Annotated in this window: 13 protein-coding genes and 1 tRNA gene; 7 read left to right on the plus strand and 7 right to left on the minus strand. The window is 68.3% G+C overall.

Translation table 11 applies throughout. The features are described 5' to 3' along the window. The first annotated feature begins 30 nt into the window (after positions 1–30). Positions 31–387: a type II toxin-antitoxin system HicB family antitoxin gene (locus tag A5701_RS04685; protein ID WP_067749244.1), complete on the plus strand. Its 357-nt coding sequence runs from the start codon at positions 31–33 to the stop codon at positions 385–387. 9 nt (positions 388–396) lie between these two features. Here the strand turns inward: A5701_RS04685 and A5701_RS04690 are convergent, their stop codons facing one another. The 4 genes from A5701_RS04690 to A5701_RS04705 form a co-directional block, all read right to left on the minus strand. Beyond that, positions 397–1950 (minus strand): SulP family inorganic anion transporter, encoded by a 1554-nt coding sequence (locus tag A5701_RS04690; RefSeq protein WP_067749249.1) that lies wholly within the window; start codon positions 1948–1950, stop codon positions 397–399. 245 nt (positions 1951–2195) lie between these two features. Next, positions 2196–3221: an NAD(P)H-dependent glycerol-3-phosphate dehydrogenase gene (locus tag A5701_RS04695; RefSeq protein ID WP_067749252.1), complete on the minus strand. Its 1026-nt coding sequence runs from the start codon at positions 3219–3221 to the stop codon at positions 2196–2198. Between the two features lie 41 nt (positions 3222–3262). Next, complete coding sequence (locus A5701_RS04700) at positions 3263–4747, minus strand: NAD(P)/FAD-dependent oxidoreductase (RefSeq protein ID WP_067749254.1); 1485 nt, start codon at positions 4745–4747, stop codon at positions 3263–3265. 25 nt (positions 4748–4772) lie between these two features. Continuing rightward, complete coding sequence (locus tag A5701_RS04705; RefSeq protein WP_067749264.1) at positions 4773–5264, minus strand: YajQ family cyclic di-GMP-binding protein; 492 nt, start codon at positions 5262–5264, stop codon at positions 4773–4775. A 69-nt stretch (positions 5265–5333) separates the two neighbouring features. On the opposite strand from A5701_RS04705, the gene A5701_RS04710 reads away from it, so the two are divergent. Continuing rightward, a tRNA-Tyr gene (locus A5701_RS04710) sits at positions 5334–5417 on the plus strand. Positions 5418–5424: 7 nt separating this feature from the next. Here the strand turns inward: A5701_RS04710 and A5701_RS04715 are convergent. Together A5701_RS04715 and A5701_RS04720 are read right to left on the minus strand one after the other, a co-directional pair. Further along, a complete protein-coding gene (locus A5701_RS04715; protein WP_067749268.1) occupies positions 5425–6345 on the minus strand; it encodes a DMT family transporter in 921 nt (306 codons plus the stop codon). 83 nt (positions 6346–6428) lie between these two features. Continuing rightward, entirely contained in the window at positions 6429–7298 is an 870-nt protein-coding gene (locus tag A5701_RS04720; protein ID WP_067749275.1) for an oxidoreductase, read from the minus strand. A gap of 86 nt (positions 7299–7384) precedes the next feature. On the opposite strand from A5701_RS04720, the gene A5701_RS04725 reads away from it, so the two are divergent. The 5 genes from A5701_RS04725 to A5701_RS04745 all read left to right on the plus strand — a co-directional run bounded on the left by A5701_RS04725 (position 7385) and on the right by A5701_RS04745 (position 14990). Next, positions 7385–8371: a diacylglycerol kinase family protein gene (locus tag A5701_RS04725; RefSeq protein WP_067749288.1), complete on the plus strand. Its 987-nt coding sequence runs from the start codon at positions 7385–7387 to the stop codon at positions 8369–8371. A 445-nt stretch (positions 8372–8816) separates the two neighbouring features. Then, positions 8817–12056, plus strand: a complete 3240-nt coding sequence (locus A5701_RS04730) for a thioester reductase domain-containing protein (RefSeq protein WP_067749291.1) — start codon at positions 8817–8819, stop codon at positions 12054–12056. A 20-nt stretch (positions 12057–12076) separates the two neighbouring features. Next, positions 12077–12985, plus strand: coding sequence for a metal-dependent hydrolase (locus tag A5701_RS04735; RefSeq protein ID WP_067749294.1), 909 nt, complete (start codon positions 12077–12079; stop codon positions 12983–12985). Between the two features lie 17 nt (positions 12986–13002). Beyond that, on the plus strand, positions 13003–13905 hold the full coding sequence (locus tag A5701_RS04740; protein ID WP_197498857.1) for an alpha/beta fold hydrolase: 903 nt from the start codon (positions 13003–13005) through the stop codon (positions 13903–13905). Next, entirely contained in the window at positions 13872–14990 is a 1119-nt protein-coding gene (locus tag A5701_RS04745; RefSeq protein WP_067749297.1) for a PDR/VanB family oxidoreductase, read from the plus strand. Before A5701_RS04740 ends, A5701_RS04745 begins: the two co-directional genes overlap by 34 nt. Here the strand turns inward: A5701_RS04745 and A5701_RS04750 are convergent. Then, the coding region (locus tag A5701_RS04750) for a cation diffusion facilitator family transporter (RefSeq protein ID WP_197504921.1) at positions 14987–15654 on the minus strand (668 nt) is incomplete at its 5' end. The genes A5701_RS04745 and A5701_RS04750 overlap by 4 nt on opposite strands.

The raw sequence follows: 15654 nt of genomic DNA on the forward strand, positions 1-15654 counted from the left end.
TTTGATATCACCCGTGCTATCACATTGCGCGTGGACCACTACACCTACCGAGCGCAGTGGTTGACCGACTACGACGAATACCTAGGCGTATGCGTCGAATTGCCGTACCTGAGGCGCCAAGCGCCCACCGCGCCCCAAGCGGTGGCCGCCATCGAGGACGCCGTCACCGAGCATGTGGAGGTCCTGCGCGCCTGCGGCGACGAAGTTCCCGAACCGCTGTCGCGGCGCCACTACGGCGGGCGATTCCTGGTGAGAACCTCGCCGGAGTTGCATGCCCGCCTCGCGCTGGAGGCCACCGAGCAGGGTGTGCCGATGAACCAGTGGATCGTCCAGAAGCTCAGCGGGAGGGCGCCGAGCGGCACCTTCGGGCTTTCCGGGTGGGATTGAGCATGCCAATCAGGCAGCGGCCTCGGGCCTTTCGGGCTCGACGACCTCACTCGCATTTTTGCCAGCGGCATGGCCGGTCTCGAACCTCCCGCGGATGTTCACCGTGCCGCCGTTGGCTTCGTGCTGGCGCTGCCAGTCGCTGATCGTCTGATGCGCCGCGTGGTCCAGGTAGTGCACCGAAACATCCACGGTGACAACGGTTCCGGTGGGAATCGAGGCCAGGACCCGGGTGAGTCGCGGGAGCGCCAGGAACGTGCACGCGGCGCCCTCGATCTGCACCTGCCACTCGCCGTCGACGGACGTGGCGTCGACCTTGGCCCGAATCACCCGCCAACCGGTCAGCGCGATGGCCAGCGCGAGGCCGATCATCACCCCGTGCAGCAGGTTGAGGAACACCACACTGACGGCGGTCACGACGTACACGGCGAGATCGCCGTGCTTCATCGCGGTTTCGATATGGGCCGGCTTGAGCAACTGGATGCCGATGACGATGAGCAGCCCGGCGAGCGCGGCGGTGGGGATTTCGTCGACCAGCCCGGCGAACGGGATGGTGAACAGCAGGATCCACACGCCGTGCAGGAACGCCGAGGCGCGCGACTTGGCGCCCGCGTTGACGTTGGTCGAGCTGCGGACGATGACGCCGGTGACCGGCAGCCCGCCGATCGTGCCCGACACCATGTTGGCGGCGCCCTGCCCGACCAATTCCCGGTCGAAGTCGGTGCGTGGCCCGTTGTGCATCCGGTCGACCGACACCGCCGACAGCAGGCTTTCGACGCTGGCGATGAGCGCGACGGTGATCACGCCGATCGCGACCGCGCCCCAGCCGTCGTGCGGAATGTCGGGCAGCTGCAACGCGTCCAACGGCGAGCCCTCGAGGTCGATGCGGCGCACGTGGAACGGAAAGACGACCGACACCACCGTCACGACCACGATCGCGACCAACGGGCCGGGAACGCGGCGCAACTTGGCGGGAACCCACCGCCAGCAGACGAGGATGGCGATCACCAATGCGCCCAAGATGACCCCCGGCCGGTGCGCGCCGATGATCTGCCCCGGCAGCTCGATGACGTTGTGCCAGGCCGTGCTCTTGGATTTTCCGCCCAGCAGAACGTGCGCCTGTTGCAGCGCGATCGTGATGCCGATGCCGGCCAGCATGGCGTGCACGACCACCGGCGAGATCGCCAGCGCCGCCCGCGCGACGCGGCTGAGCCCCAACAGCACCTGCAGGGCGCCGGCGGCCACGGTGATGAAACACGTTACGCCCCAACCGAAGTCGGATACCAGGTCGGCTACCACCACCGTCAGTCCGGCCGCTGGGCCGCTGACCTGTAGCGGCGACCCGCCGATGGCGCCGACCACGATGCCGCCGACGATGGCGGCGATCAGGCCGGCCAGCACCGGGGCGTTGGATGCGATCGCGATCCCCAGGGACAACGGGAGCGCGACCAGGAAAACGACGAGCGACGAAGGGAGGTCGTGCCGGATGATCGACCGCACGCGGTCTTTGCGCGGGCTGGCGGTCTGGTCGTGAGGTTGGTTGCCGAGCTGTTCGATGTGTTGCATCGGTCGCTTCCCTCGTTAGATGTTTGCGGGGGATGTTCCGATGTCCGCCCCATATGGCGCTGTATTACGTCGGCGTAAACTCTTGGCGCACAAACGGTTACGACCCGGCCGGACCCACACTGGCACGGCCGGGAATCCCTGGCTGCTGCATCGACGGTATTTTGCTGGCGAACCGAGGGTCAAGCGGACGGGCCCGGCCCATATGGAATGCAAAGATTTGAATTCGACCGGTGTCAGATGGCCCGTCAGAAGCCCGAGCCGTGCACCTCGTGCCCGGGTACCTCGACCATCAGGCCGCGGTAGGCGTCCTCGACCGTCGCACCGTGGTTGATCACCGCGTCGACCTCGCGGGCGATCGGCATGTTCAGGCCGAACTCATTGGCGAATTCCATGATCACGCTGGCGGCCTTGACGCCTTCGGCGACCTGGTTCATCGAGGCGATGATCTCGTCGATCGGCTTGCCCGCGCCGAGTTGTTCACCGACGTGGCGGTTGCGGCTGCGCTGGCTGGTGCAGGTGACGATCAGGTCACCCAGGCCGGCCAGGCCCGGGAAGGTCTCGGGGTTGCCGCCCAGGGCAACGCCGAGCTTGGTCATCTCCCGCAGCGCGCGCGCGATCACCAGCGCGCGGGTGTTCTCACCGATGCCCAGCGAGTAGCCCATTCCCACCGAGATGGCATAGACGTTCTTCAGCGCCCCGGCCATCTCCACCCCGATGACGTCGTCGGTGGTGTACACCCGGAAACGCCGGGTGCGGAACAGCCCGGAAAGCCGGGTCGCCAGGTGCTGGTCGGGCATGGCCAGCACCGCCGCGGCGGCGTAACCCTCGCCGACCTCGCGGGCGATGTTGGGCCCCGCCAGGATGCCGGCCGGATGACCGGGCAGGACCTCCTCGATGATCTGCGACATCCGCATGTTGGTGCCCTGCTCGAGCCCCTTGACCAGGGACACCACCGGTACCCAGGGCCGCAGTTCCTTCGCCAGCTCGGTCAGCACCCCGCGGAACCCGTGTGAGGGCACGCCCATGACTACGACGTCGGCGCAGTTGGCCGCCTCGGCGAAGTCGGTGGTGGCGCGCAGGGTGTCGCTCAGCACCGCCTCGTCGCCGAGGTAGCGGCTGTTGCGGTGGTTTTCGTTGATGTCCTTCGCGGTCTCCTCCGAGCGCACCCACTGCAGCGTCGGTCCTCGTCGCGCGCAGATGGAGGCAACCGTGGTCCCCCAGGAACCGCCACCGAGGACAACGACCTTGGGTTCACGCATCTCTGCTGCCATGGCGATCAGCGTATTGCCGACATCGAAGATTTAGAAGCAGTTCACCCGGCGAGTGCCCGGTCGGACGCCCGGCCGAACACCATCGCCTCCTCGATGCGGTCGAAGCGGTAATCGATGGCGTCTGCCAGGTAGTTCTGCCGCACGTTCCACGGCCGCCTGGTTCCCGACTTCGGGAGCGCGTGCACCGAGCGCAGCACGTAGCCGGCGTTGATGTCCCACGAGGGCTTCTCGGTCATCGGCTCGTTGCCGCGGTGCGGGTAGGCGTGCGTGTAGCCGTGGGCGGCCATGTGCGCCAGCAGCTTTGCCGTCGCCCGGGCGGTGATGTCCGCGCGCAGCGTCCACGATGCGTTGGTGTAGCCGACGCACCAGAACAGGTTGGGCACGTCCTCGAGCATGTGTGCCTTGTAGACGAAGCGGTCGTTGGTCTTGATCTCGTTGCCGTCCAGGCTGATCGCGGTGCCGCCCAAGGCCTGCAGCTGCAACCCGGTGGCGGTGACGATGATGTCGGCGTCGAGGTGCCGACCGGATTCGAGCGCGATGCCCGTCGCGTCGAAATGGTCGATGTGGTCGGTGACCACCTCGGCGCGGCCGGCGCTGATGGCCCCGTACAGGTCGGCGTCGGGGATCAGGCACATCCGCTGGTCCCACGGGTCGTACCGCGGTTTGAAGTGGGTGTCGACGTCGTAGCCGGGGGGCAGGCTGGCGATCGCCTTGCGCCGCAGCAGCCACCGCACCAGGCCCGGCGCCTTGCGGGACAAGGCGAAGAACACCGCCTCGGTCAGTGCGCTGTACATCCGGACAACCAGGTGGGCGGGCTTGCGCGGCAGCACCTTCCGCGCGACGGCGGCGACCCTGCCGTATTTCGACGCCGAGATCAGATAGGTGGGCGAGCGCTGCAGCATGGTGACCTTCGCGGCCCGATCCGACAGCGACGGCAGCAGGGTGACCGCGGTGGCCCCGCTGCCGATCACCACGACCTTCTTGCCGGTGTAATCGAGGTCCTCCGGCCAGTGCTGGGGATGCACCACGGTCCCGCCGAACGTTTCGATGCCCGGGAAGTCGGGGGTGTACCCCTCGTCGTAGTTGTAGTAGCCGCTGCCGAAGAAGAGGAACCGGCCGCGGTAGCGCTTCGGCGCGCCGTCCTGCTCGACGGTGACCGTCCAGGTGTCGGTGGACGAATCCCAGTCGGCCGAGCGGACATGACTGTCGAATCGGATGTGGCGATCGATCCCGTATTTGTGCGCCGTGGCGGCCAGGTACTCGCGGATGTGCACACCGTCGGCCACGCCCTCCTTACGGGTCCACGGCTCGAACGGGAACGACAGCGTGAAAATGCTGCTGTCCGAGCGCACCCCGGGGTAGCGGAACAGGTCCCACGTGCCGCCGATCTGCGCGCGCCGCTCCAGGATGGTGTAGGTCAGCTGGGGGTTGCGCTCGTTGATCCGGTAGGCCGCGTCGATGCCGGAGATGCCGGCACCGACGATGATGACGTCGGAGTAGTCGGCCTCGGTAGGGGTCATCGCCATTGAGAACCTCGCTTACGGCCGTGGGCTACCGGTAGTTCACGAACTGCAGCGCGACGTCCAGGTCGGCCTGCTTGAGCAGCGCCTGGACGGCCTGCAGGTCGTCGCGCTTCTTGCTGGTGACGCGGATCTCGTCGCCCTGGATCTGCGTCTTGACGCTCTTGGGGCCCTCGTCGCGGATCAGCTTGGTGATCTTCTTGGCGTTCTCGCTGCTGATGCCCTGCTTGATGGTGCCGCTGACCTTGTAGGTCTTGCCGGATGACTGCGGTTCACCGGCGTCGAACGCCTTCATCGAGATGTCGCGGCGGATCAGCTTCTCCTTGAAGACGTCGACAGCCGCCTTGACGCGTTCTTCGGTGGACGACGTCAGCTCGATTGCCTCGTCGCCCTTCCACGCGATCGTGGTGTCGGTTCCGCGGAAGTCGAAGCGAGTGGCCAGCTCCTTGGCGGCCTGGTTGAGCGCGTTGTCGACCTCCTGGCGCTCGACTTTGCTGACAATGTCGAACGATGAGTCCGCCATTCGATCCGTCCCTTCATCCGGTGATGGCCGTTTGTGCTTTGTCTACCCCCTCGTTGTAACCTGTCTGGCGGCAGGTTGCCCGAGCGGCCAATGGGAGCGGACTGTAAATCCGTCGCGAAAGCTTCACAGGTTCGAATCCTGTACCTGCCACCAAGCTTCATCAGAGCGCGGGCTTCACGGCTTTCGGCTCGTCCTCGATCCGCACGTCGCGCCCGGCGCCCGCCGACACCGTGGCGGCCTCGCCGCGAGCCAGGCCCACCGTCGCGACGATCACCAGCGCCGCGGCCACTCCCAGCACAACCCAGTCGAAGCCGTGCGCGTCCAACGTCTCACCGAGCACGGTGATCCCGAGGACCGCGCCCACGATCGGCTTGGCGGCGATGATCGTCGGCAACGAGGCGGTCAAGGCGCCGGCGCGGTACGCCGACTGGTGGATCACCATCCCGGCCGCCCCGCAGAACACCCAGCCGTACACCTCGGGTCTGGTCCACAACTGGTCGGGGTTGTGTTCGAGGATGTCGACGACGCCTTTCATCAGCACCGCGAAGACGGCCAGCAACGAACCGGCGACCGCCGCGAGCAACAACGCCGCCACCGGCCGATCCGACCAGACCCGGGCGCCGGCCATCGCCAACAGCAGCGGCGGGGCCATGGCCAGGGCCACGATCAGCCATACGTCGGCCGCCGCGCGCTCCTGACCGCCCGCCGGCTGGCCGACCGCGATGACAACCACCAGCGCCGCGGTGAGCACCACCGCCCACAGCCACTCCGGGCGGGTGACCGGGTGGCGGCTCATCCGCGCATAGATCGGCAGCGCGAACAGCAGCGACGTCACCTGAAGCGACATCACCAACAGCACGGAGCCCTTGTCCAGGGCGGCGGCCAGCAAAACGTAGCTGGCGATGTCGCCGAGACCGCCCAGCAACCAACGCCTGTCGCGCAACAGCATGCCGAACAGCGCGAGGTGGCCGACGGGTTTGTCGGTGACCTCCTGCGCGGACCGCTGGCGGACCACGTTGCCGATCGCCGACGCCAGCGCGGCAAGGAGGGCAAGGATCGCCGCCATATCAGTGTTCGACACGGGTTACCTCCTCGCCTGGGCGTCGCTGCACGGATTTGCTCACCAATCTAGTCGGGCTGCGGCAAACCGCCCGTCGAGCATTCTCATAGCGGGAAAGCGGTGCCGGTGAGCTGCTCGGAAAGGTCCCACAGCGCCGCGGCGGTGCCCGCCCGCTTGGCCGGCCAGTTACGCCAGGTCGGCTGGGTGCGGCCATACAGACCGAAGCGCGGGCCGACGAAGGTGTCGCCGGGCAGATCCTGCGAGACCGCGTACAGCGTCTGCCTGGCCCCGAAATCGGCGTCGGTGGACACGATGCGGTCGACGGCCAACACCGCCGCGTCGCCCAGCTTGCGTCCGGAGTTGCCCTGCAGGTTGGTGTGCGACCAGCCGGGGTGGGCGGCCAGCGCGCGCAGTGGAGAACCGACGGCGTCCAGGCGCCGCTGCAGCTCCTTGGTGAACAGCAGGTTGGCCAGCTTCGACTGGCTGTAGGCCAGCCACGCCGAATACGGGCGGGAGCGCCAGTTCAGGTCCTTGAGGCTGACGTAGCCGAAGTGGTGCATCAGCGAGGACACCGTCACCACCCGGTCGGTCAGCTTGGGCAGCAACAGGTTGGTCAGCGCGAAATGGCCGAGGTGGTTGGTGCCGATCTGGCCCTCGAAGCCGTCGGCGGTCACCGCGTGTTTGGTGGCCATGATGCCGGCGTTGTTGACCAGCACGTCCACCGCCGTCATCTCGTCGGCGAAGCGCCGCACCGAGCCCAGGTCCTGCAGGTCGAGGTGGCGGACGTCGACGTCACCGCGCATCCGATCCGCGGCGGCCTTGCCCTTCTCGGTGTCGCGAACGGCCAGCACGACGCGGGCGCCGGCCCGGGCCAATTCGCGGGCGGTCACTTCCCCCAGTCCGGCGTTGGCGCCGGTGATCACGACGGTGCGTCCGGCGAAGGAGGGCAGGTCTGCTGCGGTCCAACCAGGCATGCAGCCCACCCTAACTACGTGATGCCTCCCACCCGAACGCCGCAGGTATCGTGCGTGGGATGGCCGGTGGAACTCCGACGCCGCGGATGTATTTAGGGGTCATCGTCAATCCGCTCGCGCGCAGGAATCGCGGCGCGCGCGGTGACCGCGTCGCCGAGCTGCGCCGCATCGTCGGTCCGTGGGGCGAGGTCCACGAAACCGCCTCGACCGAGGAGCTGGGCAAGACCCTGGACGGGCTCCACCCGCGGGTCACGCACCTCGTGGGCGACGGCGGCGACGGCGCGCTGCACTGGTTGATCAACGAAATCGAGCGCTGCGAAGCCGATCCGGAACGCTGGCCGACGTTCGTGCCGTCCAACGGCGGCAGCGTCAACGCCGTCGCGCGCAAGGCGCGGGTGCGCGGGCGGCCCGACGCCATCGTCCGCGCCCTGGTGGCAGCCGCCGAGGCGAACCGGCCCCCGCCCGAAATGCGTTTGGACACCCTGCAACTCGACGGCGAGACCGCGGACGGCGCGGCGTTTCATCGCCTGTGTTTCGGACTCGCCGCCGGCGGCGTCGGCAACCGGTTCTACGACATGTATTACGGAAAGCCCGACCACGGCCGTACAGAGGTCGCCCGGGTGATCGGCCGTTCGTTCCGCGATTACCTAGCGTCCAAGGTCGGCCGTTCGCGGGCGTCCAGTTACTCGTCGGTGCTGTTCACCCCAACGCGTGCCCGGGTCGTCATCGACGGCGAGGAGGTCCCGTCGCGGACGCACCGCGTGCTGCACGCGGGAGCGATCGACCTGCGGATCGGGGGACCGTTCCGGCTCTTCCCGAAGGCCGAGAATCCCGGCGCGCTGCATTTCCAGGCCGGCGAGATACGGCCCTCGCGGATCGTGGTCCAGCTGCCCGCGGCACTCACCAATGGCACGCTGCGGGGTCCCGGGGTTCGCGACGTGAACGGCCGCGAAATGACCATCGAGGCCGAGGGGGAGCCGCTCTCGCCGATCATCGACGGCGAACGCTTCGTCGGGATCACCCGGTTGGTGGCCCGGGCCGGCCCCCGCATCCGGGTTGCCCAGCCGAGCTGACTCCGTAGCTCAGTAGGTCAGCAGCGGCGAGACGGCTCCCGTGGCGCATCTCACTCGCCGCCGGGAATGCGAAGCTCGATATTGGGGTTGCTATGGCCTTTGCGGTGCGAATACGAAATGCACCCCGGATTCGGCCGAAGTCATCCCAGGAGAAATCATGATGCTGAGAAATACGTACCTCAGTATCCGCACGGATGCGACAAGGCCCGGGCGATAAATGCGCTGTTCAACCCATAAACGTGAATACTGAAGTCCGTAGATGCGGATCCCATGATTGTCGACGGGTGCCGGTAGTTAAGTCCATCCTGTGAGATTAATGTGCGGTCTCCGGAAATGCCTTGCACGCTTTGCTCAACATCCATCAACGGCGTTACATTGGGCGTTATCAATTGATCCGAAAAGTTCTTATCGCTCATAGTTGACCCGGAAGGGGGTGGCTCCTGCGATGGAGACGCTCATTGACCATCTGCACATGCGCGAAGCCCAAACACCCGACAAGACCCTCTTCCGCTTCGTCGACGACGAAGGCCGCGAGCTGGAGCACTACACCTATCGGAGCTTCTCCGAGCGGACGCGCGAGCTGGCCGCGTACCTGTCGACCGAAGCCGGGCTGCGGCCGGGCGATCGAGCGTTGCTCGTCTACCCGCCCGGCCTGGAGATGGTCGCGGCGTTCTACGCCTGCGCGCGGATCGGGGTGATCGCCGTGCCGGTCAGCCCGCCGCTGCCGATGTCGTTCGAGTCGGGTCTGGCCAAGCTCAGCTTCATCGCCCGCGACTGCCAGGCCAAGGCGGTGCTATCGACCAAACAGTTCGAGTACGACTACCGCATGCTGCTCAACCACCTTGACGGCGGCTCGCCGTGGGCGGAGGCCCAGCGGCCCCCGGAGCTGCCCTGGTTCAGCACCGACGGCACGCAGGAGTTCGGCGGCGCCCACGTCCCCGACACCCCGGAGCCGGTGCTCTTCCTGCAGTACACCTCCGGATCCACCAGCGACCCGAAGGGCGTGGTGGTCAGCCACGCCAACGTCATCGCCAACGCCTCGGCCTTCGCGGGTGGCGAGGTGCTGGTCAGCTGGCTCCCACAGCACCATGACATGGGCCTGATCTCCGCCTACTTGTTCATCCTGCTGGTCGGCGGCACCACGCACGCCATGTCACCGCTGGACTTCCTCAAGCGGCCGTCGTCGTGGCTGCGGCTCATCAGTGACGTGCGCGCGACCCACACGCCGGTGCCCAACTTCGCCCTCGAGTTGTGCCTGCGCGAGGACAAGCTGCCCACATCCGAGCTCGCCGGGATCGACCTGAGCAGCCTGGAGAACATCGTCGTCGGCGCGGAACCGTTGCGCGCCAGCACGTTTGCGCGCTTCCGGCAACGGTTCGCCCCCTACGGCCTGGAACCCAACGCCCTTACCGGCGCGTACGGCATGGCCGAGAACACCCTGATCGTTTCGCTTCGCGGCCGCCAGACGCTGGCGCTGAACAAGCGTGCGCTGGAGAGGAACCTCGCGCGGGTCGAAAAGGCCCAGCCGGAGAACAGCAACCAGGCCCCGGTGGTCAGCTGCGGCAAGCCGATCGACGGCAACGTGGTCCGCATCGTCGACCCCGAGACCGGCGAGGCCCTCGGGGAGGGCCGGGTCGGCGAGGTCTGGCTGGATGGCCCGTCCAAGGGCGGCGGCTACTGGAACCGCCCCGACGTCACCGCGGAGGCGTTCGCGGCCCGCATCGCCGGCGACACCGAGCGCACCTACCTGCGAACCGGCGACCTCGGCTTCCTCTACGAGGGCGAGCTGTTCGTCTGCGGCCGCAGCAAGGACCTGATCATCGTGCGCGGCGTCAACTGCTACCCCTCCGACATCGAGGGCATCGTGGAGCGGTCTGCCCCGCAGGTGCGCGGCGGCTGCGTGGCCGCGTTCGCGGTGGAGCGCGACGACCAGGAGGTGCTGGCCGTGGTGGCCGAGGTCCGTGACGCGGGAGCGCTGCCGGACGGCAAGGCGCTGGCGCGGGCCATCCGCCGGCATGGCCACATCGACCCGCACACCATCGTGTTCGTGCCGCCGCACACCATCCCCAAGACCACCTCGGGCAAGATCCGGCGGTCCTCGACGCGTCAGCTTTGGCTGGACGGCGAGCTGCCCGTCCTGGCGAGCTACACGCACCAGGCCCACGAATGGGCGCAGACCGACCCGGGCCCGCTGGACCGGTTCCGCAACCTGATCGAGAGCTACGACCTCACCGGCGAAGAGGACTGCTCCTTCGCGGACCTCGGCATCGACTCGCTGGCGCTCGCCGAGCTGCGCGCCGACCTGCAGGCCCTGCTGGAAGAGCATGGCGCGGGGGAGCTGGCCGAGGAGGTCAACACGCGCCTGCTCCAGCGGCTCACGGTGGCCGAATTCTTCCGCCTGATGCGGCAATTCGGCGGGGGGTCCGGCCAGCCGCTCGATGCGCTGCGTCAGGCGCTGGACCAGATTTCGACCGAGTACGAGGCCTACGAGGTCGCGCGGATGCGGGCCGACGCCCAGCTGCCCCTGCCGGCGTTGCCGCCGGCGCGGTCGGGGGCCCCCGGCGACATCCTGCTGACGGGCGCGACCGGCTTCCTGGGGCCGTTCCTGGTCGCCAGCCTGCTCGGCCGGACGTCCCTCACGGTCCACGCGCTGATCCGCGCCACGGATCCCGCGCACGGGCTGGACCGGATCGTCGCGTCCCTGCGCCGGGCCCGGCTGTGGACGCCGGCCCTCGAAGCCGAGGTCCGGGCGCGGGTGCGCGTGGTCTGCGGCGACCTCGCCGAGCCGCAGCTCGGCATCGGCGAGGAGGGGTTCCGGCGCCTGGCCGAGAGCGTCGACGCCATCCTGCACAACGGCGCCCTGGTCAACTACGTTCGGACCTACGACGCCCTGCGCCCGGCCAATGTGATCGGGACGCACGAGCTGCTGCGGCTGGCGATGACGGCGCACCGCAAGACCTTCCACCTGGTCTCGAGCACCTTCATCTACGGGTGGAGCGTCAAGCCGGTGGTCGGGGAGTCCGACGCCAACCTGGAGATGAACGCCCTGGACTTCGGCTACTCGCAGACCAAGTGGGTGGCCGAGCAGCTGGCCTTCGCCGCCCAGCGGCAGGGGCTCGACGTGCGCATCTTCCGGCCCTCGCTGATCTCGCCGACCAGCGCGGGCTTCGGCAGCGGCGACGACATCCTGGTGCGCACCGTGGCGTTCATGATCGAACACGGCATCGCCGCCAACGCGCTCAACCAGCTCAGCCTGCTGCCTGCGGACCTGATCGCCGACCACATCGTCGCGCTGATGGACCTGCCGGCAGACGAGGGCACCGTGTTCAACATGACCGCGGACGACTACTACAACCTGATGGACATCACCCGCGTCCTCTCCGAGCGCTACGGCTATCGCTTCGACTACCACGACATCCCGGCATTCGCCGCCGAGATGAACCGCCGCTGCACGACGCGGGACCCGATCTACCCGCTGGTCGACTTCCTCACCCGGTCGGCCGACAAGATCGCGGCGATGCGGGACAAGCGCTACGGCAACTCCCAATACCGGAGTGCGCGTGCGCTGGCCTCGGTCGGCCTGCGTGAGCCGTCGCTCACCGACACGGTCGAGAATCTCGTCCGGTTCTTGCGCAGTGAGCGCCTGATCACCGAGGCTGAGGCCGAGGCGCAACGCAGCGCCTAGTTTCCCAAGGGGGTTCTTCCATGTTCACCGTCGACGACCAGGCGACGGGCCCGCATGACGCCTCGCTCGACCACGAGCGGATCGTCCTGCAGGCGCGCGACGTCGAGTTCGACTGGGCGACGCTGCCGTTCTACTACGTGCCCAACGAGCCCTTCACCACCCATTTCTGCAACGTGCTGCACCTGCTGCTGCCCGCAGGCGAGGAGTTCATCGTCGACGCGTTCAAGAACGCGTTGCCGCTGATCAAGGACGACCAGCTGCGGCTGGACGTGCAGGGCTTCATCAGCCAGGAGGCCATGCACTCCCAGGCTCATTCCGGGGTGCTGGATCACTTCGCGGCCAAGGGCGTCGACGTCACGCCGTTCACCGACCAGATGGCCTGGCTCTTCTCCCAGCTCATCGGGGACCGGCCCGGGTGGGGTTGGCGGCGACGGCAGAGCTGGCTGCTCGAGCGGGTGTCGATGGTGGCCGCGCTCGAGCACTACACCGCCATCCTGGGCGAGTGGATCCTGGACACCCCGCAGCACGACGCCTTCGGCACCGACCCGGTGATGCTCGACCTGCTGCGCTGGCACGGGGCCGAAGAGGTCGAACACAAGGCGGTCGCGTTCGACACCATGAAGCACCTGCGCGGCGGCTACTGGCGCCAGGTGCGCACCCAGCTGCTGATCACGCCGGCGCTGCTGTGGCTGTTCGTCCGCGGCGTGCGGTTCATGTACTCGGTCGACCCGTACCTGCCGCCGGGCACCAAACCCCGCTGGCGCGACTACTTCAGCGCGGCGCGCCGCGGCCTGGTGCCCGGGCCGTTCCAGTTCCTGCGGGTCATCGGCGCCTATTACACGCCGAGTTTCCACCCGTCCAAGCTCGGCGGGGTGGGCCGCGCGGTCGACTACCTGGCCCGCTCGCCCGCGGCCCGCGCGGCGCACTGAACGTCGGGGGCACACGAATGACTCAGTCCAACACCGTGATCGCGTCCGACGGCGTGTCGCTGGCCGTCCACGCCCACTCGCCGATCGACCCGGGGCGCCCGACGATTCTGGCGATCCATGGCTACCCCGACAACCACCACGTGTGGGACGGCGTCGCCGACGCCCTGGGTGGGCGCTACAACTTCGTGGCCTTCGACGTCCGGGGCGCCGGCGATTCGTCCAAGCCGGCGAAGCGCGCGGCATACCGCCTGCCGCAACTGATTTCGGACATCGGCGCGGTGATCGACAGCCTCGGGGTGAACGAGGTCCACCTGATCGCCCACGACTGGGGTTCCATCCAGGCCTGGGCCGCGGTCACCGACGAGTCGGTGATGGGCAAGGTCGCCTCGTTCACGTCGATCTCCGGTCCGCACCTGAACTACGCGGGCAAGTTCCTGCGGTCCGCCCGCTCACCCCGCGGCGTGTTCGACGTCCTCAAACAGGCGCTCGCCTCCACCTACATCTGGTTCTTTCTGTGCCCGGGCGTGCCGGAGTTGGCGATCTGGTCCCGGGCGACCGTTGCGGTCTTCGCGGCGGTCGAACTGATCGGCCGGCCACGCCGGGCCGGTCGGCGCCGCGCGGCGACCACCCGGTCGACCCGCGACTACGTCAACGGGCTGAACCTGTACCGCGCCAACATGCCCGGGCCGTTCCTGGCGCCCGGGAAGGAGCTGCCGCAGACCAAGGTCCCCGTGCAGGTCTTGGTGGCGCGCTGGGACTACTTCGTCTCGCCGCCCCTGCAGCGGTTCACCGGCTCGATACCGCCCAACGGCAGGGTCGTCGACATCGAGGGCGGGCACTGGGTGGTGTCCTCCCATCCCGAGGTCATCGCCCGGCTCACGAGCGAATGGGTCGATCAGAACACCATTGGTCAGACGTAGGACTTGTTGTGGCACAGACGATTTGGGGCAGCAGACCCGCCGACTTGTACGGTCGTCGCAAGCGCGACCGCCTCTACACGGCGTTGTGGGGAGTGGGCACCCTCTTCGGGGGCTTGGCGTCGGCGTCGCGCTGGGACCCCTCGCGGGTGGTGCCGGTGCGGCGGACCACCACCGCGGTGGTCACCGAGCGCGAACTCCTCACGCCCGACGTCGTCGCGCTGACGCTGGGCGACGCGCAGGGTGGATTGCTGCCGTCGTGGACTCCCGGCGCGCACATCGACATTCGGCTGGCGTCGGGCCGCCGACGCCAGTACTCACTGTGCGGTCCGCCCGGGCGGCGCACCGACTACCGGATCGCGGTACGCCGGATCGCCGACGGTGGCGGGGGCTCGATCGAAATGCACGACACTTTCGACGTGGGCGACACGATCGAATTCGAGGGGCCCCGCAACGCGTTCTATCTGGTCACCGACGAGCGCGAGGTGCTGTTCGTGATCGGCGGCATCGGCGTGACTCCGATCCTGCCCATGATCTCACTCGCCCAGCAGCGCGGAATCGATTGGCGTGCCGTGTATGCCGGCCGCAGCCGGGAGTACATGCCGCTGCTCGACGAGGTATTGGCGGTGGCGCCCGACCGGGTCAGCGTGTGGGCCGACGACGAGCGTGGCCGCATTCCCGACGCCTCCGAACTGCTCGCCGATGCCGGGCCGTCGACGGCCGTCTACGTGTGCGGCCCGACCGCGATGCTGGAGTCGGTGCGCACGATGCGCGACCAACACGCCGACGCGCCACTGCATTACGAGCGGTTCGGGCCGCCGCCCGTCGTCGACGGCGTCCCCTTCGAGCTGGAGCTTGCCCGTTCACGGCGCGTGCTGAGCGTGCCTGCGAACCGGTCGGCGCTGGACGTCATGCTGGACGGCGACCCGACGACCGCGTACTCCTGCCAGCAAGGCTTCTGCGGCACCTGCAAGGTGAAAGTGCTTGCCGGGGAGGTCGATCGCCGCGGCCGCGCCGCGGAGGGCGACGGCGAAATGCTGGTCTGCGTCTCGCGGGCCAACGGCGGTCGCCTGGTGATCGACGCCTAGGGGTGGTGCGCCGGGTAGGCGTGCACCAGGGCGCTGTCGAGCCGCGGCACGGCGTGGGTCAGCTGGTGCTCGGCGTCGTGGGCGATGCGGTGCGCGTCCTGAAGGCTGATGCCGGGGTCGATGTCGAGTTCGGCATCGGCGTGCAGGCGGTGCCCGATCCAGCGCATCCGGATGCTGCGCACGCTGCGGACGCCGGGGCGGGCGGCCAGCGTCGCTTCCGCCGTGTCGACGAGCGCGGGGTCCACCGCGTCCATGAGCCGGCGGAAGATGTCGCGCACGGCACCGCGCAGCACCGCCAGGATCGCCACCGTGATGATCAGGCCGACGATCGGGTCGGCCAGCGGGTAGCCGAGCGCGACGCCGGCCGCCCCGAAAAGCACTGCGAGCGAGGTGAATCCGTCGGTGCGAGCGTGCAGGCCGTCGGCGACGAGGGCGGCCGAGCCGATCCGGCGGCCGGTGCGGATCCGGTAGACGGCGACGACCTCGTTGCCCGCGAAGCCGATGAGCCCGGCGGCGGCGACCCAACCCACGTGGCCGATGGCGACGGGGTGAATCAGCCGCAGGACGGCCTCGTAGCCGGCGACGATCGCCGACAGCGTGGACACGGCCCTGGAATCCAGCGCGATCGGCATCCGGGCGGTCAAGATCAGCCTCGTTGGACTGG

Origin of the sequence: Mycobacterium sp. E3305 (genome assembly GCF_001666785.1) — a bacterium.
Classification (GTDB): Bacteria; Actinomycetota; Actinomycetes; order Mycobacteriales; family Mycobacteriaceae; genus Mycobacterium.

Excerpts from the sequence above, each read along its gene's own strand:
- A5701_RS04705 (WP_067749264.1), bottom strand. The coding sequence starts at position 5,264 with ATGGCGGACTCATCGTTCGACATTGTCAGCAAAGTCGAGCGCCAGGAG.
- A5701_RS04730 (WP_067749291.1), top strand. The coding sequence starts at position 8,817 with ATGGAGACGCTCATTGACCATCTGCACATGCGCGAAGCCCAAACACCC.
- A5701_RS04725 (WP_067749288.1), top strand. The coding sequence starts at position 7,385 with ATGTATTTAGGGGTCATCGTCAATCCGCTCGCGCGCAGGAATCGCGGC.
- A5701_RS04695 (WP_067749252.1), bottom strand. The coding sequence starts at position 3,221 with ATGGCAGCAGAGATGCGTGAACCCAAGGTCGTTGTCCTCGGTGGCGGT.
- A5701_RS04735 (WP_067749294.1), top strand. The coding sequence starts at position 12,077 with ATGTTCACCGTCGACGACCAGGCGACGGGCCCGCATGACGCCTCGCTC.
- A5701_RS04690 (WP_067749249.1), bottom strand. The coding sequence starts at position 1,950 with ATGCAACACATCGAACAGCTCGGCAACCAACCTCACGACCAGACCGCC.
- A5701_RS04720 (WP_067749275.1), bottom strand. The coding sequence starts at position 7,298 with ATGCCTGGTTGGACCGCAGCAGACCTGCCCTCCTTCGCCGGACGCACC.
- A5701_RS04700 (WP_067749254.1), bottom strand. The coding sequence starts at position 4,747 with ATGGCGATGACCCCTACCGAGGCCGACTACTCCGACGTCATCATCGTC.
- A5701_RS04740 (WP_197498857.1), top strand. The coding sequence starts at position 13,003 with ATGACTCAGTCCAACACCGTGATCGCGTCCGACGGCGTGTCGCTGGCC.
- A5701_RS04745 (WP_067749297.1), top strand. The coding sequence starts at position 13,872 with ATGGGTCGATCAGAACACCATTGGTCAGACGTAGGACTTGTTGTGGCA.